The 22,300-nt window shown below is 57.4% G+C and carries 16 protein-coding genes; 6 read left to right on the top strand and 10 right to left on the bottom strand.

Translation table 11 applies throughout. The features are described 5' to 3' along the window. Window positions 1-30 precede the first annotated feature (30 nt). The gene (locus tag QUE75_RS08060) at window positions 31-996 is read right to left on the bottom strand and encodes a glucokinase (protein ID WP_286254978.1); all 966 of its coding nucleotides are present in this window, start codon (window positions 994-996) and stop codon (window positions 31-33) included. Next, a complete protein-coding gene (edd, locus tag QUE75_RS08055; RefSeq protein ID WP_286254976.1) occupies window positions 993-2,813 on the bottom strand; it encodes a phosphogluconate dehydratase in 1,821 nt (606 codons plus the stop codon). The genes QUE75_RS08060 and edd overlap by 4 nt, the downstream gene beginning before the upstream one ends. 198 nt (window positions 2,814-3,011) lie before the next feature. Between edd and gap the strand changes: the two genes are divergently transcribed. Both gap and pyk read left to right on the top strand, forming a co-directional pair. Further along, entirely contained in the window at window positions 3,012-4,016 is a 1,005-nt protein-coding gene (gene gap / locus QUE75_RS08050) for a type I glyceraldehyde-3-phosphate dehydrogenase (protein WP_286254974.1), read from the top strand. A gap of 22 nt (window positions 4,017-4,038) precedes the next feature. Further along, window positions 4,039-5,487, top strand: a complete 1,449-nt coding sequence (gene pyk / locus QUE75_RS08045) for a pyruvate kinase (protein WP_286254971.1) — start codon at window positions 4,039-4,041, stop codon at window positions 5,485-5,487. Window positions 5,488-5,568: 81 nt separating this feature from the next. Here pyk and QUE75_RS08040 read toward each other — a convergent pair whose 3' ends face one another. The 3 genes from QUE75_RS08040 to zwf are packed head-to-tail and all read right to left on the bottom strand — an operon-like array spanning window position 5,569 to window position 8,453. Further along, window positions 5,569-6,219 carry a bifunctional 4-hydroxy-2-oxoglutarate aldolase/2-dehydro-3-deoxy-phosphogluconate aldolase gene (locus QUE75_RS08040; protein ID WP_286254970.1) on the bottom strand — a complete coding sequence of 217 codons (651 nt, stop codon included), beginning with the start codon at window positions 6,217-6,219 and terminating at the stop codon, window positions 5,569-5,571. A 52-nt stretch (window positions 6,220-6,271) separates the two neighbouring features. Further along, entirely contained in the window at window positions 6,272-6,985 is a 714-nt protein-coding gene (gene pgl, locus QUE75_RS08035) for a 6-phosphogluconolactonase (RefSeq protein ID WP_286255637.1), read from the bottom strand. Next, the gene (zwf, locus tag QUE75_RS08030; RefSeq protein ID WP_058089494.1) at window positions 6,978-8,453 is read right to left on the bottom strand and encodes a glucose-6-phosphate dehydrogenase; all 1,476 of its coding nucleotides are present in this window, start codon (window positions 8,451-8,453) and stop codon (window positions 6,978-6,980) included. Before zwf ends, pgl begins: the two co-directional genes overlap by 8 nt. Before the next feature lie 204 nt (window positions 8,454-8,657). Between zwf and QUE75_RS08025 the strand changes: the two genes are divergently transcribed. The 4 genes from QUE75_RS08025 to QUE75_RS08010 all read left to right on the top strand — a co-directional run bounded on the left by QUE75_RS08025 (window position 8,658) and on the right by QUE75_RS08010 (window position 14,997). Further along, window positions 8,658-9,530 carry a MurR/RpiR family transcriptional regulator gene (locus tag QUE75_RS08025; protein ID WP_058089493.1) on the top strand — a complete coding sequence of 291 codons (873 nt, stop codon included), beginning with the start codon at window positions 8,658-8,660 and terminating at the stop codon, window positions 9,528-9,530. 268 nt (window positions 9,531-9,798) lie between these two features. Beyond that, window positions 9,799-11,124 (top strand): maltoporin LamB, encoded by a 1,326-nt coding sequence (lamB, locus tag QUE75_RS08020; protein WP_058089492.1) that lies wholly within the window; start codon window positions 9,799-9,801, stop codon window positions 11,122-11,124. Between the two features lie 224 nt (window positions 11,125-11,348). Further along, on the top strand, window positions 11,349-14,507 hold the full coding sequence (pulA, locus tag QUE75_RS08015; protein ID WP_286254964.1) for a pullulanase-type alpha-1,6-glucosidase: 3,159 nt from the start codon (window positions 11,349-11,351) through the stop codon (window positions 14,505-14,507). A gap of 61 nt (window positions 14,508-14,568) precedes the next feature. After that, a complete protein-coding gene (locus tag QUE75_RS08010) occupies window positions 14,569-14,997 on the top strand; it encodes a hypothetical protein (RefSeq protein ID WP_286254962.1) in 429 nt (142 codons plus the stop codon). Between the two features lie 72 nt (window positions 14,998-15,069). Here QUE75_RS08010 and QUE75_RS08005 read toward each other — a convergent pair whose 3' ends face one another. The 5 genes from QUE75_RS08005 to clpP form a co-directional block, all read right to left on the bottom strand. Then, complete coding sequence (locus QUE75_RS08005) at window positions 15,070-16,923, bottom strand: SurA N-terminal domain-containing protein (RefSeq protein ID WP_286254960.1); 1,854 nt, start codon at window positions 16,921-16,923, stop codon at window positions 15,070-15,072. 145 nt (window positions 16,924-17,068) lie between these two features. After that, entirely contained in the window at window positions 17,069-17,341 is a 273-nt protein-coding gene (locus QUE75_RS08000; RefSeq protein ID WP_008174603.1) for an HU family DNA-binding protein, read from the bottom strand. A 237-nt stretch (window positions 17,342-17,578) separates the two neighbouring features. Further along, complete coding sequence (gene lon / locus QUE75_RS07995) at window positions 17,579-19,996, bottom strand: endopeptidase La (RefSeq protein WP_286254951.1); 2,418 nt, start codon at window positions 19,994-19,996, stop codon at window positions 17,579-17,581. 172 nt (window positions 19,997-20,168) lie between these two features. Continuing rightward, on the bottom strand, window positions 20,169-21,452 hold the full coding sequence (clpX, locus tag QUE75_RS07990) for an ATP-dependent Clp protease ATP-binding subunit ClpX (protein WP_106695492.1): 1,284 nt from the start codon (window positions 21,450-21,452) through the stop codon (window positions 20,169-20,171). Window positions 21,453-21,528: 76 nt separating this feature from the next. Then, window positions 21,529-22,164, bottom strand: a complete 636-nt coding sequence (gene clpP / locus QUE75_RS07985; protein ID WP_058090435.1) for an ATP-dependent Clp endopeptidase proteolytic subunit ClpP — start codon at window positions 22,162-22,164, stop codon at window positions 21,529-21,531. Window positions 22,165-22,300: the final 136 nt, after the last annotated feature.

Genomic DNA, 22,300 nt, shown 5'->3' with positions numbered 1-22,300 from the left:
CGTTTGCCTGCCCGACGCCATTTCTGGCCTTTAAACCTCCGGATTCGACAGGGCCTCGGCGGCGCCAAGCAGTCCGGTATAAGGCTCCGTCACGACGTAAACGGGCGTGGATTCCAGAAGGGGTCGCATTCTGCCCTTGTCCTCGAACCCGTTCCGGAATGGGCTTTCCAGAAAGAACTCGAGGATACGTGGGAGAATGCCCCCGCATAGGTAAACACCGCCCAGACTACCCAGCGTCAGCACACCATTGCCAGCCACCCGGCCAAGAATTTCACAGAAATGACGAAGGCTTTCCCTGGCCAGAGCATCTTCGTTGGCCACGGCTGCCGCGGTGATTCTCTCCGGGGAATCCAGAGCTGCGGGTACACCCCGGATTTCCGCATGGGCCTGATACAGATTCAGCAAACCCTGACCGCACAGAATACGCTCCACCGACACCCGGCCGAACCGTGCCCGGAGAATCCGCAACACGTCCATTTCCAGGTCATCCGTCGGTGCGTAGTCCACGTGTCCGCCTTCGGTCATCAAGGGCACCCAGCCATTGTTGATAGGCACCAGCCCCGACACGCCCAAACCCGTGCCCGGCCCCATCACCAATCGGGGCCGGCTGGGGTCGCCCGGGCCACCGCAGACGTGTACGAGATTGGCTTCCGGCACATGGGGCACGCCCAAGGCCATGGCAGTAAAGTCGTTGATGACCTTGAACGCCGACCAGGCAAACTGCCGGCGAACCTCTTCGGTATCAAAGCGCCAATGATTGTTGGTCATTCGAACGTGAGTACCACGGACCGGGGATGCAACCGCCAGGCACGCCTGACCAACTTCCTCGACCCCGACGCGCTGAAGGTAATCCACCACGGCACAGTCCAGGTTTTCGTAGTCACGGCAGGCAAGCACCTCGATTTCCCGGGGCCGCACGTCGCCCTGCGCCACCAGAGCAAAGCGCGCGTTGGTACCCCCAATATCACCGACCAGTGAATACAGCTTGTCTGTCATGACTCGTGATTCCAGAAAAAGCTCGCCCCCTGTTCCGGATTGCTGGCCGACCGACGCAGCCAACCGAACAGCTCCCGGCCAAACCCGTGATGATAGCTGCTAATGTCCGCTTTTTCAGGCTCACGGGCGGCAAGCTCCTGATCAGTGAGTTCAATACTCAAGGTGCCTTTGACGGCATCCAGGCGGATGAGATCACCGTTGTGCACCCGCGCCAGCGGGCCGTCGTCCAGAGCCTCAGGGTACACATGAATCGCCGCCGGCACTTTACCGGAAGCCCCGGACATCCGCCCGTCGGTCACCAGGGCCACTTTGAAGCCACGATCCTGGAGCACCCCGAGGTAAGGCGTCAGCTTGTGCAATTCCGGCATGCCATTGGCTTTCGGACCCTGGAAGCGAACCACAACCACACAGTCTTTATCCAGATCACCGGCCTCAAACGCAGCCTTCAGTTCGTTCTGCTCATTAAACACGACGGCGGGTGCCTCAATCACATGATGCTCCGGGGCAACCGCAGATACTTTGATCACCCCCCGGCCAAGGTTGCCGTCCAACACTTTCAGGCCACCGTCAGGGGCGAAAGGCTCAGCCGCGCTGCTCAGCACATCCGGAGCCAGGCTTTTCTCAACGGCGGGCTTCCACACCAGGCGCTCACCTTCCATCTCAGGCATCTGAGTGTAGCGCTCCAGTCCCTGCCCCACGACGGTCTGCACATCGTTATGCAGATAGCCGCCCTCGAGAAGTTCCCGAATCAGGAACGGCGTGCCGCCGGCTTCATGGAAAGCGTTGATATCTTCCTGCCCGTTCGGATAAATACGGGTCATGGACGGCACCACCGACGACAGCTCCGAGTAGTCGTTCCAGTCAATGATAATGCCGGCGGCGCGGGCGATCGCAATCCAGTGAATGGTGTGATTGGTGGAGCCACCGGTCACCAGCAAGGCCACCAGCGCGTTGACGATGGCTTTCTCATCCACCATGTCGGCCAGCCCCAGATCTCCGCCGTGGGGCCTGGACAGCTTGATCACCTGTTCGGTGGCGGCACGGGTCAGCGAGTCCCTCAGCGGCGTGCCCGGGTTGACGAATGCCGAACCCGGCAGATGCAGCCCCATCACCTCCACCAGTAACTGATTACTGTTGGCCGTGCCATAGAAGGTGCAGGTACCCGGGCTGTGGTAGGACTTACTTTCCGCTTCGAGAAGCTCATCCCGGCCAATTTTACCCTCTGCATACAGCTGGCGGATGCGCTGCTTCTCTTTATTCGGAAGCCCGGACGGCATTGGGCCGGCGGGAACCAGAATGGTGGGCAGGTGACCGAAGCTCAGGGAGCCAATCAACAGCCCCGGCACGATCTTGTCACAGATCCCCAGTAACAGCGTGGCATCGAACATATTGTGGCTCAGCGCCACCGCCGTGCTCATGGCAATGGTGTCGCGGGAAAACAGGCTCAGCTCCATGCCCGGCTGGCCCTGGGTAACACCATCACACATGGCCGGGGTGCCGCCAGCAAACTGCGCTACAGAGCCCATGCCGTGGGCGGCCTCGCGGATGATGTCCGGGAACCTTTCATAGGGCTGATGGGCCGAAAGCATGTCGTTATAGGCCGAAACGATGGCCACGTTGGCCTTGTTCATAAACTTCAGGGTGTCTTTGTCGGCCTGGCTGCACGCAGCAAAACCATGGGCCAGGTTCCCGCAGGAGAGTGTGCTGCGGTGGGGCGATTGGGCCTTGAGCGCGGCCATCCGCTGCAGATAGTCCTGGCGGGTGGCGCGGCTGCGCTCGATGATGCGCTGGGTGACCTTGTCTACGATGGGGTGCATGGCGAACTCCAAGTGGGCTTTTGCAGTGATGGGGCACCGCAATCCGTTTGTTATGACTATCGTCTTTGTGAATGTAATTTTACCTATTTATTTTACGCTTTGAACCCATCAAACGTTCATTTTTCGTTTTTTTGTTGTTATATTTACTACATTGCAAACCGTAATCGAACAAAAAACAGCCAATACAGGAGTCGAGTCATGACCATCCGCATTGCCATCAACGGTTTTGGCCGCATCGGCCGCAATGTACTGCGCGCACTTTACGAAAATGACTACCGCAAGCAACTCCAGGTGGTCGCCATCAACGACCTCGGTGATGCCGAAACCAACGCCCACCTGTTGAAGTATGACAGCGTTCATGGTCGCTTTGACGGCGTCGTCAGTCACGACGCAGAATCGCTGACCGTCAACGGCGACCGTATCGCCATTACCGCCATCCGCAACCCGGAAGAGCTGCCCTGGAAAGACTACCACGTGGATGTGGTGTTCGAGTGTACCGGGCTGTTTACCAACCGGGACAAAGCCGCCGCACACCTCAACGCCGGCGCCCGGAAGGTGATTATCTCCGCCCCATCCGCAGACGCAGATGCCACCGTTGTCTATGGCGTCAATCACCAGGAACTGACTGCCAGGCACCAGATCATTTCCAACGCCTCCTGCACCACCAACTGCCTGGCACCGGTGGTGGCTGCCTTGCACAACACCGTGGGTATCGAGAGTGGCCTGATGACCACCATCCACTCCTACACCAACGACCAGAAACTGAGTGATGTTTACCACTCTGACCTGTACCGGGCCCGGTCTGCCACCCAATCAATGATCCCCACCAAGACCGGTGCTGCCGCTGCCATCGGCAAGGTTATCCCGGACCTGGACGGAAAACTCGACGGCCTGGCCGTTCGGGTTCCTACCATCAATGTGTCGCTGGTGGATTTCGGATTTATTGCCAACCGCAACACCAGCGTAGCCGAGATCAACGAAGCCGTCCGCGCCGCCGCGCAGAACAGCCCGATACTCGGCTACAATACCGAAAAGCTGGTCAGTATCGACTTCAATCACAACGCCCTGTCCAGCGTGTTTGACGCAAATCATACCCGGGTCATCGGCCGTCATGTAAAAGTCATGGCCTGGTATGACAATGAATGGGGCTTTTCAAACCGCATGCTCGACAACGCCATCGAGCTTATGAAAGCCGCTCAGTAACACCCAATAAAGGATCCACATCATGCTCAGGCGCACCAAAATTGTCGCCACACTCGGCCCCGCTACCGATACCCCGGAAGCCTTGGCCGCCATTATTGCAGCCGGGGTAGACGCCACCCGGCTTAACTTTTCTCATGGCAGTGCTGATGAGCATATCGCCCGGGCCCGACGGGTAAGAGAAACAGCTGCAGCCCAGGGGCGCTTCGTTGCCTTGCTGGCCGACTTGCAGGGCCCGAAACTGCGAATAGCAAGATTTGCTGAGAACAAAGTTATTCTGGTGGCCGGCCAGATCTTCGTTCTGGACGCCGCCATGGACAAAGAGGCCGGCACCAATGAGCGGGTCGGCATCGATTACGAGCAACTGATCGAAGATGTAGAACCGGGGGACATTCTGGTCCTGGATGATGGTCGCATCGAAATGGAAGTCCAGAGCGTGGATGGCCACAGCATCACATCCCGGGTTCTGATTGGCGGCCCGCTTTCTAACAACAAGGGCCTGAACAAACGGGGAGGCGGCCTGTCTGCCGAAGCCCTCACCGACAAGGACAAACAGGACATCGTCACTGCAGCCCGCCTGGGCGCGGACTATGTAGCGGTGTCTTTCGTTCGAACGGCCGATGATATGCACATCGCCCGGAAACTGCTACAAGACGCCGGTTCGGATGCCGGGCTGGTCGCCAAGATCGAGCGGGCCGAACTGGCCCATGACGAAGCGGCACTGGATGCCGTTATTCTGGCGTCCGACGCTGTCATGGTTGCCCGAGGTGATCTGGCGGTGGAAATCGGCGATGCCGAACTGGTTGGTGTTCAGAAACACATCATCTCCCGGGCGCGGGTATTGAACCGAGCGGTGATCACCGCCACCCAGATGATGGAATCGATGATCACCAACCCCATGCCAACCCGGGCAGAAGTGTCGGATGTGGCAAACGCCGTGATGGACTACACCGACGCAGTGATGCTGTCGGCGGAAACGGCCGTGGGCGACTACCCCACGGAGGCCGTTGAAGCGATGGTGCGCATCTGCCTTGGGGCAGAACGCCACCCTTCCATGCATCAGTCCAAGCACCGTATCCACGAGAGCATGGAGCGGGTTGATGAGGCCATCGCCCTTTCGGCCATGTATGCCGCCAACCATCTGGAGGGCGTTCGCGCCATCATCTGCATGACCGAAACCGGCGCCACTCCCAGACTGATGTCCCGCATCAAGTCCAGCCTGCCGATATTTGCTTTCTCACGGCACCACTCCACGCAACACCGCGTTGCCCTGTTCCGCGGAGTGCAAACCGTGCCTTTTGATTCCGCCAAGATTGCCAATGAGCAAACCAACGCCAATGCCGTTGCCGAACTCAAACGCAGGGGCGTGGTGAAGGAAGACGACCTGGTGGTGATTACCAAGGGTGATTACGTCAACGCCCAGGGCGGCACCAACACCATGAAGATTGTCCGTGTTGGAGCCGACATACGCTAACGTTTGGCCTGAGCAAATCAGCCTGATAGCAAAAAGCCCACTCCTGGAAGTGGGCTTTTTCATGCCTGTGGGCAAACAACGTCACCTGAGCCGATCAAGACTGGCCCGCGCCACCTCAGTGATCACCTTCCACTCCCGGCGCTGGATAGCCTCTGCCGGCGTCAACCAGGAACCACCCACGGCCGCCACATTGGGCAACGCCAGGTAGTCCCGTGCGGAATCCTGGTTAATCCCACCGGTCGGGCAGAAGGTTACATCCGGGAAAGGGCCTCGAAATGCCTTCAACGCCGGCATCCCGCCTGACACTTCAGCCGGAAAGAACTTGAATTCACGGTAACCCAACGAGTAACCCAACATCAGCTCGGAGACCGTGGCTACACCTGGCAATAATGGTGCCTCAGAGGTTAGCGCAAACTCCAGAATCGCCTCGGTAACACCCGGCGTAATCACGAACTGGGCACCCGCAGCCTCCACCTGCCGGTACTGGGCGATACTGGTTACTGTACCCGCACCAACCCATGCCTCGGGAATGGCTTTTCGAACCTGTTCAATGGCCCGCACCCCATGTTCGGTTCTCAGGGTAATTTCCAGCACCTTGATACCGCCATCCACCAACGCACGACACAAGGGAATGGCATCTTCCGGTTCATTGATGGCAATAACCGGCACCAGTGGCGAGGCACTGAGTACTGCCTGAACACGGTCTCTGTGATAATCGGAAAGTTGAGTCATATAGTTCTCCTGAATGCAGTTACTGACCGCTTTGTTTCGTACTGCCTCATCATCACGGACTCCAGAACACCTTCAGTCCAGGCTTGAGAAAGGCCCTGACCGGCATAGCCATAACGGCCTCCGGCCTGGCCATCGCTGCGGTCAGGGTATCCAGCTTGTCATTCCCCTTCAGGTGCAGGGCGGTATACCTGGCACCGGCCAACACCGGACGCGTCAAGGTAATGCGCTGCTGGGCCTGGGACGGCGGATTCATTGCCAGGACCAGATCCCTGGACTCCGGGTCCATGGCCTCTGGCAACTCCGGCGCATCCGGGAACAGAGACGCGGTATGACCATCATTCCCCATACCCAGGATCAACACATCCAGCGGCAGTTTCAGCCCGGCAAGTGCAGAGCGAACCCGTGGCAAACCCTCCTCAGGCGTTGCACCGACCTGCTTCAGCGAGAGAAAGCTGGCATCAGAAGCCTTGTTCTGCAGCAGATTCTCGCGCACCAGGGTGGTATTGCTGGCCGGATCTCCCTCGGGCACCCAACGCTCATCGGCCAGGAGCACATCCACCCGTGACCAATCCAGATCCACCTGCGAAAGTGCCTTAAAAAACGGCAAAGGCGTGGACCCACCGGAAACCACCAGGCTCGCCCTGTCAGCTCTATCCAGACGCTGCACCAGAAAACGGGCGACATCAGTGGCAAGGGCTTCAGCCACCTGTTGAGGATCTTCCCCCGCCTCCAAAACCACGCCATCCGGCAGGCGAATATCAGGCATCTTCATACCAGCTTCTCCCATCCCGGGTAATCATGGCGATGGATGCCACCGGCCCCCAAGTTCCTGCGGCATAGCGTTTGGGTGGTTCGCCGCTGTCATGCCAGTTTGCAATAACCTGATCCACCCAGCGCCAGGCGTACTCAACCTCATCACGACGCACAAACAGGTACTGATTCCCCTTCATCACTTCCCACAGTAAACGTTCATAGGCATCAGGAATCCGGTCGGTTTCGAACGTCTCCGAGAACGTCAGCTCCAACGGCCCCTGGCGAAGGCGCATACCTTTATCCAGTCCCTGGTCCTTGGTGAGAATCTTCAGGGACATGCCCTCATCGGGCTGCAGGCGGATAATGAGTTTGTTATTGGCCAGATGCTTCTGGTCTGGATCAAAGATGTAATGGGGCGCCGGCTTGAAATGAATAATAATCTGGGACAACTTTTCCGGAAGCCGCTTGCCGGTACGGATATAGAACGGCACGCCAGACCAGCGCCAGTTGTCGATCTCCGCCTTCAAGGCCACAAAGGTTTCCGTCTCGCTGCCCTTGTTCGCCCCTTCTTCTTCCAGGTACCCCGGTACCGGCTGGCCGCCACTGGTGCCTGCGGTGTACTGGCCACGAACCACATGGCTGCCCATCAATTCAGGGGTAATCTGCTTGAGCGCCTTGAGCACCTTCACTTTCTCGTCGCGAATGCTGTCCGCGGACAGATCCGCCGGCGGATCCATCGCAATCAGGCAAAGCAACTGCAGCAGGTGATTCTGGATCATGTCCCGAATCTGGCCGGCCTTGTCAAAATACCCCCAGCGCCCTTCGATACCCACGCTTTCCGCAACCGTAATTTCCACGTGGGAGATGTGATTTTGATCCCACTGGGAAGCAAAGAGGTTGTTGGCAAAGCGTAGGGCAATCAGGTTCTGCACGGTTTCCTTGCCCAGATAGTGATCAATCCGGAAGATCTGATTCTCGTTGTATACCTGACCCAACTCATCATTGATCACCCTGGAGGTTTCCAGGTCGTGCCCAATGGGTTTTTCAACCACAACCCTCGTCCGCTCATTGCAGCAACGGGTTGCCTCGAGATTGCGGGCAATCACACCGTACATTGATGGCGGAGTTGCCATGTAGACAATCAACTGGTTATCCGGCTCGTCCCGCCAGTCCCGAAGCGCCTGGTAGCCCTCCGGGTCATTGAAGTCGAGACGCTGATATTCCACTCGCTGGAGAAAAGACTGCGCGATATCCGGGTCAAACTCTTCGGACTTCACGTGTTTTTTCAGTTTCTCCAACAGCTGTTCTTTCACCTTGTCCGTGCCGGCCTCGGTTCGCGCAACGGCAAGTATGCGACTGCCAGGCGCCAGCAGGCCCGCCCGTTCAAGTTGATACAGGGCCGGGAAGAGTTTGCGCTGGGCAAGATCCCCCAGCGCCCCGAATAGCATTAGGTCACAACGGGTAGCGGTACGGTTGACCATCGGTTCCTTCTCTCAGTTTAAAGCGACACCAGCCGCCTGAAAGGCATGATGTAGTAATTTTATAAAAATAATGACAGCTTGACCGGCATTTTCCAAGGGTATTTTTCATTAATTGATATTTTTACTACACCAAAAAGTTCATAAACACGGTATAATCACTACAATTTCCAACAACGATGGCACACCCCGAGGGAGTACCCAAACATGGCCGCAAACCATGCGCACCGTGACGACAATCTGCTGGAAGACATTCAGTCCCGGCTCGACAGCCTGAACAAATCTGAACGCAAGGTTGCGGAAGCCATCCTTCGTGACCCCAGCGCAGCTACTCGTTACAGCATAGCTGCCCTCGCCCGCGCTGCCGATGTCAGTGAACCCACAGTGAATCGTTTTTGCCGGGGATTCTCGGCCACCGGGTTCCCCGACTTCAAAATCCGCCTCGCTCAGAGCATCGCCACCGGCACCCCCTACGTGGGCCAGAATGTCGAGCCAGACGACACCGTGGCGGAGTTCGCAGACAAGATCATGCTCAGCACCATCGCCAGCCTGGACAAAGCCCGCCAGTCCCTGGACCCCAAAGCACTGGGCACCGTCATTGACTACCTGATTCAAGCCAAACAGATCAACTTCTTCGGTATGGGTGGTTCGGCGTCCGTTGCCCTGGATGCACAACACAAATTTTTTCGCTTCAACATTCCGGTCACCTCTTACGACGACGCCCTGATGCAACGCATGGTAGCCGCCGGCGCCCAGGTAGGTGATGTCATCGTATTAATCTCCTACACCGGCAGAACCAAAGAGGCCGTTGAGATTGCCAAGGTGGCACGCGCCAATGGTGCCACCGTGATTGGCATCACAAATCCGGAATCTCCGCTGGCCGAATGCTGCACAGCGGTGCTTGGCGTAACCGCTCCGGAGGACACCGAAGTCTATATGCCCATGTCGTCACGCATTATCCACCTGACCGTGATCGACATCCTGGCAACCGGTGTGACACTCAAGCGCGGAAAGGATTTCCTGAGCCATCTCAAGAAGATAAAGGAAAGCCTCAAGGCAACCCGCTATCCGCTGGAGTAGTCACACATAGTACTCGCCTGAACCACTCAGACATCCTCCGGCAGGGGCGCAGCCATCTACGCCCCTCCTCCCCCCTGAAACTCACCCCCCAAATTCCCTGACTCGGAGGATGTACAAAGACCCGCCTTGAGGAACCATGAAATCCGGTTTCCCAATGTCTGATTGGCAGAAGCTGCAATCAAGGGAACCGGAAGCCTGACCGGGACCTAGGAACCGGAAATTCCGCTTCCCTGACATGCAAGAATGACAAAAACACAGGACTCAAACGATGCACAATAAAAAGCCTCTCTTCGCTAGCAAGCTCCCACTGGCAGCTGCCATCACCGCAGCGGTCATGGCAACACCGGCCATCGCGGTGGACTTCCACGGCTATGCCCGGGCAGGAGCCTCCACCAATATCGGCAGCGGCGGCGAACAAACCTGTTTCGGCAATGGCGCCAGCGGTCACTATGTAGGCCGCCTGGCTGACGAATGCGACACCTATGCCGAGCTGTCACTGGGCGACGAGCTGTTCAGCCAGGACGGCAAGACCTTCCGCATTGACTCCATGCTTGCCTACAGCGCTGAGCCCCAGGGCAACGATTACCAGGCACTGAATGGCGGCAACAACATCAGCGGTATCGACTTCGCCAACGAAGAAGTCACCCGCAACAACGCAGACCCCTTCGGCGGCGGTGAGATTGCCCTGAGACAGCTTTATGTGTCTGCCAAAAACGTCGTCGAGTCGTTGCCCGGCGCCACCCTCTGGGCCGGCAAACGCTTCTATCAGCGTAAAGACATCCACCAGATGGATCTCTTCTACGTCAACAACTCCGGCTACGGCGCGGGTATCGAGAACATCAAGGCAGGTGCCGGCCACCTGTCCGTTGCCTATACCAATGCCGACACCAGCGACGGTGATGGCCTGGTTCAGAACAACAAACTTGACGTTCGATACGCCTTCCCGGTAGCCGGCGGCCACACCCTTGAGCTGATCGGCATCTACGCCATGGCGGACCTGACCGACCAGCAGAAAGACGCCGGTATTGAAGACGAGAACGGCTATTTTCTCACCGCCGAGCTGTCTTCAGGTGTTATGGGTGGCTTCAACAAGTTCGCCGTGCAGTATGGCGCCGACTCCATGGGCTTCGCCAATGCCGAAGGCAGCAGTGGCGGGCGAGTGGATAACGGCAACGTTGCAGGCTACTTCGAGTCCAGCTGGCGCGTGCTCAACCACGGCGTGATCAAACTGGGTAGTAACTGGGATCTGGGCCATTCCGTTGTCTATGAGAAGGCCAAACCCCATGATGCCGGCGCCCGTGATGGTGAGCGCCTGAGCATCATCGCCCGACCGATCTACAACTGGTCAACCGTTATGAGTACCGCGATTGAGATCGGCTACAGCGATACCGACCGCCCCTGGTTCACCGAATCCCAGGATCTCGGGAAAGTGGCCATCGCCCAGCAATGGCAGGCCGGCCCTGGCTACTGGGCGCGCCCCGTTATCCGCGCTTACGCTGCTACCTTCTTCGGAGATGAAGCCGAGGCCGCACGCGGTGGCGAAGGCATTGATGGCGACATCCAGATCGGCGCCCAGATCGAAGCCTGGTGGTAAGGCTCTAAACTCCACACGCTCTACTTGGACCTCCTTCAGGGCCGGCATTTGCCGGCCCTTTTTTTGCCCCTCGCCCAATGACATCTACGCCCCGCTGCCACCCAGGGCTACGCCCCGAAAATCCGATCCCGGAGGGATGTTCTCGTGCACGCTTCACGCAACCATGAGGAAGATCCGGAACGGATCTTCCACCAACAAAAACAATTGGAAAGAGGATGTTGACAATGCCTGACCATAAACGGCTCACGGGTGGCATAGTGCTGACCCTTGCGCTGGCTCTTACCGGCTGCAACTCCGGCAGTAGCAGCGACTCTCCGGCCAACGGCGGAAATACCGGCGCTGACGGCCTGCTCGAACCCGGGGCCAACGAGGCCCTGCTCTATTACAAGCGACCAGATGCCAGCTATGACGGCTGGGGCCTGCACCTGTGGAACGACGCCGGCGCTGGCTGTGACGGCCTGGCCGATGGTGTGCCGACCGACTGGGACAACCCAAGACTGGCCGACGGCATCAGCGACACCTACGGCGCCTATTACCGGATACCCATGCGCGAAGCCGGGGACTGCCTCAACTTCATTGTCCACAAGGGTGATGAGAAAGATATTGGCGGCCAGGACCACCGCTGGCACTTCGGTGCGCTCGGCAACCGCATTTTCACCGTCAGCGGCAGCCAGCTGTTATCCAGTACACCGATCGAGACCGACGGTATTACCATTGCTGGCGCCAGTACCCATTGGGTGGATCGCAACACCCTGGTATTCCGGGACACCGGAAATCTGCCACGGGTTGAACTTCGCTATGACCACAATGCCGGTATTAACGTCAGCGACTCCGACACCCTGAGTGGTGGCAACATAGTGGAACTGACACCCACCACGTTACCTGAAGCCAGTGCAGACAAGTTCCCCCACCTGGTGGATTGGCCGGCCTACGAGATCAACGCTGACAGCGAAACGATCAAAGCCGCGTTAAAAAGCCAACTGGTCGCCGCAGCCTATAACAGTAACGACGAGCTGGTAACCGCCACTGGCGTGCAGATCCCCGGGGTGCTGGATGATCTGTTTGCCTTTAGCGGAGAGCTGGGCGCCATCGTCGACGCAAGCTCCGTTACCTTTTCGGTCTGGGCACCAACCGCCCAGAACCTGAAGCTTCATGTGTTCGATGAAGCCGGAAATCTCCTGCCCGGATATCCGGCCGAGATGATCGAATCCGACGGGGTGTGGAGCCATTCAGGAAGCCGCAGCGACCTGCTGGAGATGTATTATCAATACGAAGTCTCCGTTTACCACCCGAGAACCGGCGCCATCGAAACCGCCCTGGTATCCGACCCTTACGCCCTCAGTCTCTCGGCGAATGGCCAGTACGCCCAGGTGGTGGACCTTGGCGCAGACTACAAGCCATCCGGATGGGACAGTCTTACGATTCCAGCGAGGTCAGCGCCGGAGGATGTCGTGGTGTATGAGGTGCACGTTCGCGATTTCAGCGCCACAGACGAAACCGTTGAGCCGTCCCATCGTGGCAAATACAAAGCCTTTACAGCCCCTTCTGATGGCAGTGTCGACAGCGTCGCACACCTCAAGGCCCTGGCCGAGGCTGGTGTAACTCACCTGCACCTGTTACCTGCCTTTGATATCGCCACCGTGAATGAGAACCCGAATCAGGTGGTCGATATTCAAGACGATTTCAACCGGCTGTGTGAGCTTTCCGAAGCGGCCGCCAGCGAGTTTTCTGAATACTGTGCAAGCGGGCAAACGATTCGCCAGGTTCTGGAAGGGTTTGACCCACTCACCGGTCACGCCCAGGCGCTGTATAACACGTTCCGCGACCTGGACAGCTTCAACTGGGGGTATGACCCGGTTCACTTCACTGTGCCGGAAGGCAGCTATGCCACAGAAGCCCAGGGCCCTCAACGCATTACCGAGTTCCGGGAACTTGTGATGGCAGCCTCCGACTTGGGCCTGAACGTGGTTCTGGATGTGGTCTACAACCATACCAATTCGTCCGGCCTTGCCGACAACTCGGTTCTGGACAAGCTGGTACCCGGCTATTACCACCGCCTGAACCCGGAAACCGGAGCCGTCGAGCAGTCCACCTGCTGTGAGAATACCGCCTCTGAGCACGCGATGATGGAAAAGCTGATGGTGGATTCCCTCGTTACCTGGGCCCGGCACTACAAAATATCCGGGTTCCGGTTTGATCTGATGGGCCACCACATGCTGAGCAATATGGAAAAGGCCCTGGCGGCGGTGCAGGCGGTCGATCCGGACACCTATTTCTACGGTGAAGCCTGGAACTTCGGCGAGGTGGCCAACAACGCCAGAGGCATTAACGCCATCCAGACCAACATGGCCGGAACCGGTATTGGCTCCTTCAACGATCGCCTGCGAGATGCCGTACGTGGCGGTGGGCCCTTCGATGGGGGTGATGCCATTCGGGCCAATCAGGGGTTTGCCAATGGCCTGTTCACCTACCCCAACGATCGGAACACAGGCAGCGAGGATGAGAGAAACCGGTTACTGCAGGTGAGTGACTGGATTCGTGTGGGCATCGCCGGCAGCCTGGCAGACTACCCGTTTGAGACCGCCACAGACGAGCTGAAAACCGCGGCCGAAATTGACTACAACGGGCAGGCCGCCGGTTACACGGCAGATCCCCAGGAAATCATCAATTACGTTTCCAAGCACGACAACCAGACTCTCTGGGACAACAACCAGTACAAAACCGACTACGCCGCCAGCACCCTGGAGCGGGCGCAGATGCAGGTTGTTGCCCTGGCCGTTCCGATTCTCAGTCAGGGCATCCCGTTCCTGCATATGGGCTCCGAGCTACTGCGTTCCAAATCCATGGAACGGGACAGCTATGATTCCGGGGACTGGTACAACGAGGTGGATTTCAGCTTCCAGGCCTCCGCCTGGAATCGCGGCCTGCCCCGCCAGGACAAGGATGGCTCTAACTGGGACCTGATCACCGAGGTCATCACCTCCGCTGGCAGTCACGCCAACCCCACTCCGGCGACGATCAGCTACACCAGGGATCAGGTGCTGGAGCTGCTAAGGGTGCGCAAGGAAAGCCCACTGTTCCGGCTGCAGACCGCGGAGGACATCAAGAGCCGCCTCAGCTTCCTCAACACCGGCTCGCAGCAAACTCCGGGGCTGATCGCGTTCAGCCTGCTGGATGACGGTACCGCCGGTTTGCCGGAGCTGGACCCTGCCAATAACGAGATTGTGGTGGTGATCAACGCCAGCAACACCACCCAGACGCTGAACCACACCCTGGACGGGGATTTCTCCGTCAGGGCCGATACCTCCCCTGCCCAGTCTGCGGCTGCCGACGCTGGCGAGTTCCTGGTGCCCGGGCTCTCGGTTGCGGTATTTGCCCGCTGACCGGCGGGCCTCAACACAGCCGGCCATGCCGGCTGTGACCATTGATAACAAGGAGAACAACATGAAAAAAGTACTTGGCAATCTGGCGCTGGTCTCTGTGCTTGCCATGACCGGTTGTGCCACCACCGGTGGTGAACGTGACTATAGCCAGTCACTGTATCTGCGCGGGCAGTTTGCCTGGTGGGATGCCCTGCCCGAATACAAGGTCAAGAAGGTCGACACCGGCGTCTACCGAACGGAAATCGAATTAAAGGCTGACGGCCAACCCTATGAATTCAAGTTTGGCGATGCCAACTGGAGCAATGGGACCAACTGCGGTTACCTGTCCGAGAAAGACGACAAGGAAGTAACGCTCAACACGCCGGTTCGAGCGAACTGTTCAGCCGTGTTTGAGAACTTCCGTTTCACACCACCGGAATCGGCGGTATACGGCTTTTATTTCGACGTCACCGGTGAAACTCCCAAGGTGTACATCAAAAAAGCCAACTGATTCCCTAACACGTAAAAAAAAAGGGTGCCTGATGGGCACCCTTTTTTAATCACTCTTGATCGCACCCGGGAATCAATCCCTGTCGACCTCCGCGGTGTTTCTCAGGTATTGCTGATAAGCCATGTACTCACGCTGGCCCTCGAGCTGGGTCAGGAATTGACGCAACTGCTGGTATTCAGCGCCATCTGTATCCACCGCACCTTCGTTTACGGCATCAACCAGAATGATCGCTGCTTCACGCTGGCCAACGGCTTTGGCCATGGAAGGATTACCTTCGTCCGGGCGTGGCATGGCAAAGGCACGCTGAACCACAAATCGGCTCAGGTTAGCACCGTCTCGCCCCTGGTTCTCGAAACGCTGCCAGTCACCGGCATTCAGCGATTCGGGATCTTCTCCCGCCTCCAGGGCAGCCATCAGCTCATCCACTCTCGCCTCAAGCACCTGCCGGGTCTTGCGCGCTTCCAACATGGCGGCAATGTCGTCACGAACATCGGCCAGCTCACGCTGACGAGGCTCGAAATATTCGCGGACGCGAGCCACCACAGACGCATTGTCACCAACATCGATCAGTTCGGTATTGAAACCGCCCTGCAGTACGTCATCGGAAAACAGCTGACGCACCAGCCCGGCGTGATCGAAAGGCGCGGCTCCACCCTCCCGGGTTACCCCGTCCACTTCCCGCACGTCCAGACCAAGCTCTGCTGCAGGGCCCGCCAGATCGTCCGCCGCGTAGGCTGCGTCCGCCAACTGGGCACGCACTTCAGCAAAACGCTCGCTGGCACGGCTACGAGCCAGTTCATCACGCAGCTCGTCCCGCAACGACTCAAACGACGGCACATCGGAACGACGCACGCCCTCCAGTCGGATCAGGTGAATACCAAAGCTGGTTTCAACAGGGCCGGACACTTCACCGTCTTCCAGGGCAAAGAGCGCGTTCTCGAAGGCCTCATCGTAGACACCACGGCCGGCATAACCCAGGTCACCACCGTCACGGGCGGAAACCGTATCAGCGGAAAATTCCTCGGCCAGGTCCGCGAACGATTCACCTGCCTCCAAACGCTCCTGAATGGACGCGATGGTGGCTTCAGCGTCGCTACCGTCTTCAATCAGGATATGGGCAGCGCGCCGCTCCTCACGGGCGTATTCTTCGGCCTGCTCATCGTAAAAGGCCCGCAGGTCTTCCTCGGAGATTTCGATCGCATCCGCCAGGGCGCCCAACGACAGCGTAATGTAAGCCGCGTTAACCTGCTCGGGCTCACGGAACTGATCGGCGTTGTCGTCGTAAAACGCCTGAATCTCTTCTTCGGTTACCGTAATCTGCTCAGACAGGGAGTCTGCGTTGACGGTCAGCACACGGAAATCGCGGGTCTGATTCTGGATACGTAACAGTTGTGCGGCGTTTTCACTGGCCACAATACCGGTCTGCGCGATGGACGCACGAATCTGGTTGACCACGTAGTTCTTCCGCATGTTCTCGCGGAATTCACCCACGCCCATGCCAACATTGCGCACAGTCGCCACAAACCGGTCACGGTTAAACTGACCGTCTACCTGGAACTGGGGCATCTGGGTAATCAGCGCATCGATGTCGGCATCCGACAGCTCCAGTCCCTGGGCCTGGGCGTCGAGGGTCAGCACCCGCTCCTGGATCAGGGATTCCAGCACATCCCGACGGATCTGATCTTCATCCAGCATGGAGGGATCCGGGCTGTCCATCTGCATGAGCCGCTGCTGTGTTTCCAGCTGCACGGTGCGCAAAAACTCCCGCTCGGTGATGGAGTCTCCGTTAACAGTGGCCACTTCCGGCTCACCGGAAAAACCGCCAACAATGGCGTCCATCCCCCAGATTGACAGAGAAATGATCAGAAGGCCGATAATAACCTTTGCAATAGTACCCTGGGCGTTATCCCGAATATCTTGAAGCATGTTGTTCCTGAATCCCTGTTCAAGGTCGTGCTGGTGTTATTGGTGAGGCGGCTGCACTTTAACGTAAAAAGGCGCACCCTGTCCGGAATGCGCCTTGAATTCTTGCGGCAGCTTTCGCAAGCGAAAGCTGCCAAAGAAAGAGCCTTTACTTAACGGCGTCTTTCAGGGCCTTGCCTGCTTTGAATCCAGGCACTTTAGAGGCCGGAATCTTGATTTCAGCGCCAGTCTGCGGGTTGCGGCCAGTACGGGCGGCGCGCTCTTTCACAGAAAAGGTACCGAAGCCGATCAGGGTAACCTGATCGCCTTTCTTCAGTGCTCCAGTGATGGAGTTGGTCATGGCATCCAGCGCACGGCCAGCTGCAGCTTTGGAGATATCTGCGGACTCTGCAATTGCATCGATAAGTTCGGACTTGTTCACACTAAACCCCTTCGATTTCAGGTTGAAGATGTTATAGGTCGGTTTGTTTTTCGAGGACGTTCCCGACTATCGCATATGCGGTCGGAGAATTCCATTCTTCAGTTTTCTTATTCCTTTCGGTAGTACACCGGTGTTCGGAATAGGCACTTACTGCGCGGGAGCCCTTGGTATTGGCTGCTTCACGGCGAAACAGTTATACCAACGGGCTCTCAGGCATGTCAACAACTCATCGGGGGTTTAATGTGTATTTATGCGCTCGGCAGCATCGCCGGCGTCATCTCCGGCTTTCGACGAGGCGCCCTCTTTTGCCGAATCGGCGGTGCGCGGTTCCGGCTGGTAAGCCAGTGCAATGTCCAGAACCTCGTCAATCCACTTCACCGGACGAATCTCAAGAGAGTCTTTTATATTATCCGGTATCTCCTTGAGATCCCTGACATTTTCATCGGGAATAATGACGGTCTTGATGCCACCCCGATGGGCTGCCAGCAGCTTCTCCTTGAGCCCGCCAATCGCCAGAACTTTACCCCGAAGGGTAATCTCACCGGTCATGGCCACCTCGGCCCGGACCGGAATTTTGGTCAGTGCTGACACCAGCGCTGTGCACATGCCAATACCGGCACTGGGGCCATCTTTTGGCGTTGCACCCTCAGGTACATGCACGTGGAGATCGTGTTTTTCGTGGAAGTCATCGGCAATGCCAAGGCCAGAAGCCCGGCTGCGAACCACCGTCAGGGCCGTCTGAATCGACTCCTGCATGACGTCCCCCAATGAACCGGTCTTGACCACTCGACCTTTACCTGGGGTCAGAGCACATTCGATGGTCAACAACTCGCCACCCACCTGGGTCCAGGCAAGCCCGGTCACCTGACCAATCTCGTTCTTCTCTTCCGCCAGACCATACTTGAATTTCTTGACGCCGGAGTAGTCCTCCAGCATCTCGGGCGAGAGGGTCACAGAGGCCTTGTCGTTGGCCTCTACGTGCTCCCTGACCACTTTCCGGCAGATCTTGGCGATTTCCCGCTCCAGGCCCCGCACACCCGCCTCACGAGTGTAGTAGCGGATCAGGTCACGCAGTGTCTGTTCGGGAATCTTCAGTTCGTCCTTGCGCAAACCGTTCGCCTTGATCTGCTTGGGCAACAGGTAGCGCAGAGCGATATTGACCTTCTCTTCCTCGGTGTAGCCCGGAATCCGGATGATCTCCATCCGGTCCAGCAGGGCCGGCGGAATATCCATGGAGTTGGAAGTACACACGAACATCACGTCAGAGAGGTCGTAATCCACCTCCAGGTAGTGATCGTTAAAGGTGTGGTTCTGTTCAGGGTCCAGCACCTCAAGCAGGGCAGACGCCGGATCACCCCGGTGGTCCATGCCCATCTTGTCGATTTCATCGAACAGGAACAGCGGGTTCTTCACGCCAACCTTCGACAGCTTCTGCAAAAGCTTGCCTGGCAAAGCGCCGATGTAGGTTTTCCGGTGGCCGCGAATCTCTGCTTCGTCCCGAACGCCGCCCAGGGCCATCCGGGTATACTTGCGGTTGGTCGCCTTAGCGATGGACTGCCCAAGCGACGTCTTGCCTACGCCGGGAGGCCCAACCAGGCAAAGCACAGGCCCCTTGACCTTCTTCACACGGCTTTGCACTGCCAGGTACTCAAGGATGCGCTTCTTCACCTCATCCAGGCCGTAGTGGTCCTTATCCAGGATCTCACGGGCCTTCTCCAGATCGTGACGCACGCGGCTGCGTTTTTTCCAGGGCACCGCCAGCATCCAGTCGATGTAACCCCGCACAACGGTGGCTTCCGCTGACATGGGCGACATCATCTTCAGTTTGTTGAGTTCTGTTTCGGTTTTCTTGCGCGCCTCTTCCGGCAGGCCCGCTTCCTCGAGCTTCTGCTCAAGCTCTTCGAAGTCGTTATTGCCTTCGCCCAGATTGCCCATCTCTTTCTGGATGGCCTTCATCTGCTCGTTCAGGTAATACTCACGCTGGCTCCGCTCCATCTGTTTCTTGACGCGGCCGCGGATGCGCTTTTCCACCTCAATCAGGTCGATCTCGCCGTCCAGTTTGCCCAGCAGCAGGTCAACACGCTTGCGAACGTCCAGTGCCTCCAGCAATTCCTGCTTCTCGGGAATCCGCATTTCAAGATGGGCCGCCATGGTATCCACCAGGCGCTCAAGCTCCTGAATACCCGTCAAGGCATTGGAAACCTCTGACGGCACCTTCTTGGACAGCTTCACATACTTTTCGAATTCGTCCATCAGGGTCTTGGTGAGCACATCCTCCTCGCGCTCAGGCAACGACTCTTCTTCCATCAGAATGGCCTGTCCTGACAGGAAATCACCCTCGGAAATATCGGCAATGCTGGCCCTGGCATTGCCCTCAACCAGCACCTTGACGGTACCATCCGGCAGACGAAGCATCTGCAGTACGGTGGCCAAAGTACCCATGGAGAATACATCCACGGCACCAGGCTCATCGGTTGAGGCGTCTTTCTGGGCGACCAGAAGGATTTCCTTGCTGCCCTCCATCGCGGCTTCCAGTGCCTGGATGGACTTCTCCCGGCCCACAAACAACGGGACCACCATGTGCGGAAACACCACTACGTCCCGCAGCGGGAGTAACGGGTAGTCTTGCACAGTTTCTTCAGATATACGGGTCATAGGGAATCCTCTGACAGCATTTTATTCAGCATATCACCCATCATTGGGGCGGCGGCGAAAATTGCAATCTTTTTACGAAAGGAACCGATGGGCAGGAACAGCATTCAGCGTCATGAAAAAGGGGCGATAGTCGCCCCTTTTCAATGCACTGCCAAATACCCACAGAACAGAGTCAGTCCTCGGGTACCGCCTTGGCATGGTCACTGCTTGCGTAGATTTTGAATGGCTCAGAGTCACCACTGATGACACTGGCATCAATCACCACCTTGGAGACATCATGTTCAGATGGAATCTGATACATGGTGTCCAGCAGTGTGGCTTCCATGATTGAACGGAGGCCCCGGGCGCCGGTTTTACGCTCCATCGCCTTGCGCGCCACGGCACGCAGTGCGTCTTCCCGGAAGTCCAGCTCCACGCCTTCCATATCAAACAGTTTCTGATACTGCTTGGTCAGCGCGTTCTTGGGCTCGGTGAGGATTTGCACCAGGGCTTCTTCATCCAGCTCAGTCAGCGTAGCAACCACCGGCAAACGGCCAACAAACTCCGGAATCAGGCCAAATTTCACAAGATCCTCGGTTTCGACATCACGGATGATGTCACCGGTATTCTTGCTGTCGTCCTGGCTCTTCACCGTTGCGGAAAAGCCTATGGAACTGCGCTCCGAACGCTCCTGGATCACTTTCTCCAGGCCGGCAAAAGCGCCACCGCAAATAAACAGCATGTTGGTGGTGTCTACCTGCAGAAACTCCTGCTGCGGATGCTTGCGACCACCCTGGGGCGGAACCGACGCGACCGTACCCTCGATCAGTTTCAGGAGCGCTTGCTGCACACCTTCACCGGAAACATCTCGGGTGATGGACGGGTTATCGGATTTGCGGGAAATCTTGTCGATTTCGTCAATATAGACAATGCCACGCTGAGCCTTTTCGACATCGTAGTCACACTTCTGCAGCAGCTTCTGGATGATGTTCTCGACATCTTCACCCACATAACCGGCTTCGGTGAGCGTGGTCGCGTCGGCGATGGTGAACGGCACATTCAGCATCCGAGCCAGCGTCTCGGCCAGCAGAGTCTTGCCACTACCGGTCGGACCAATCAGCAGAATATTGCTCTTGCCCAGTTCAACGTCACTTTTGCCTTCGCCATAGCGCAGGCGCTTGTAGTGGTTGTAAACCGCGACCGACAGCACAACTTTGGCGCGGTCCTGGCCAATCACATATTCGTTCAGGGTCTCGCGGATTTCCGCCGGTGTGGGAAGACGATCACTGGCCTCTTCCTGGGCGTTTTCCTGAATCTCTTCGCGAATAATGTCGTTGCACAGGTCAACGCACTCGTCGCAGATGAACACCGAGGGCCCTGCAATGAGCTTACGGACTTCATGCTGGCTCTTTCCACAAAACGAGCAGTACAGCAACTTGCCGTTATCGTCGCCTCTGCCGTTTCTTTCATCTGCCATTGAAATACCTCTGTTCTTCGTTGGTCGGCGCAATCAAACAATACGCCGACCAGGGATGATGCGATGACTTTCAGTATTATTTATTCGGTACGCGCTTATCAAGTATTGTATCGATCAACCCGTACTCTTTCGCCTGCTGCGGATCCATGAAATTGTCGCGGTCAGTGTCGCGCGCGATGGTCTCCAGATCCTGGCCGGTGTGCTCCGCCAGCAAGGTGTTGAGGGTATGGCGAATCTTCAGGATTTCGCGAGTATGAATCTCGATATCCGTCGCCTGCCCCTGGTAACCACCCAGCGGCTGATGAATCATCACCCGGGAATTCGGCAGGCACGCCCGTTTACCCTTGGTGCCCCCTGACAGCAGGAAGGCGCCCATGCTGGCCGCCTGGCCGATACACAAGGTGGCAACATCCGGCTTTACAAACTGCATGGTGTCGTAGATGGACATACCGGCAGTCACAGAGCCGCCTGGGCTGTTGATATAAAGGTGGATGTCCTTGTCCGGATTTTCGGATTCCAGGAACAGCAGCTGAGCAACGACCAGGTTTGCCATGTGGTCTTCGACCGGGCCAACCAGAAAAATCACCCGTTCCTTGAGCAGCCGGGAATAGATATCAAAGGAACGCTCTCCGCGTGCCGTCTGTTCAATTACGATCGGCACCAGACCGGCGTTGGTTATCATTGTAGGGCCATCAAACGGTTTCTGCGTCATGTGCGCCTGAACTCCTTATGGACAATGGGCATGGACTCCTGTGGCAGGATATCCGGAAGTGATCGTCAGGATACCCTTATACTCTGCCACCAGTGAGCCCAGATGAAAACAGCCGGACACGCCGGCTGTTTCCAGA

The organism is Marinobacter shengliensis (genome assembly GCF_030297115.1).
Lineage (GTDB): Bacteria > Pseudomonadota > Gammaproteobacteria > Pseudomonadales > Oleiphilaceae > Marinobacter > Marinobacter shengliensis.
Note: the sequence above shows the minus strand (reverse complement) of the source record. Positions and strands in the feature narration are given on the sequence as shown.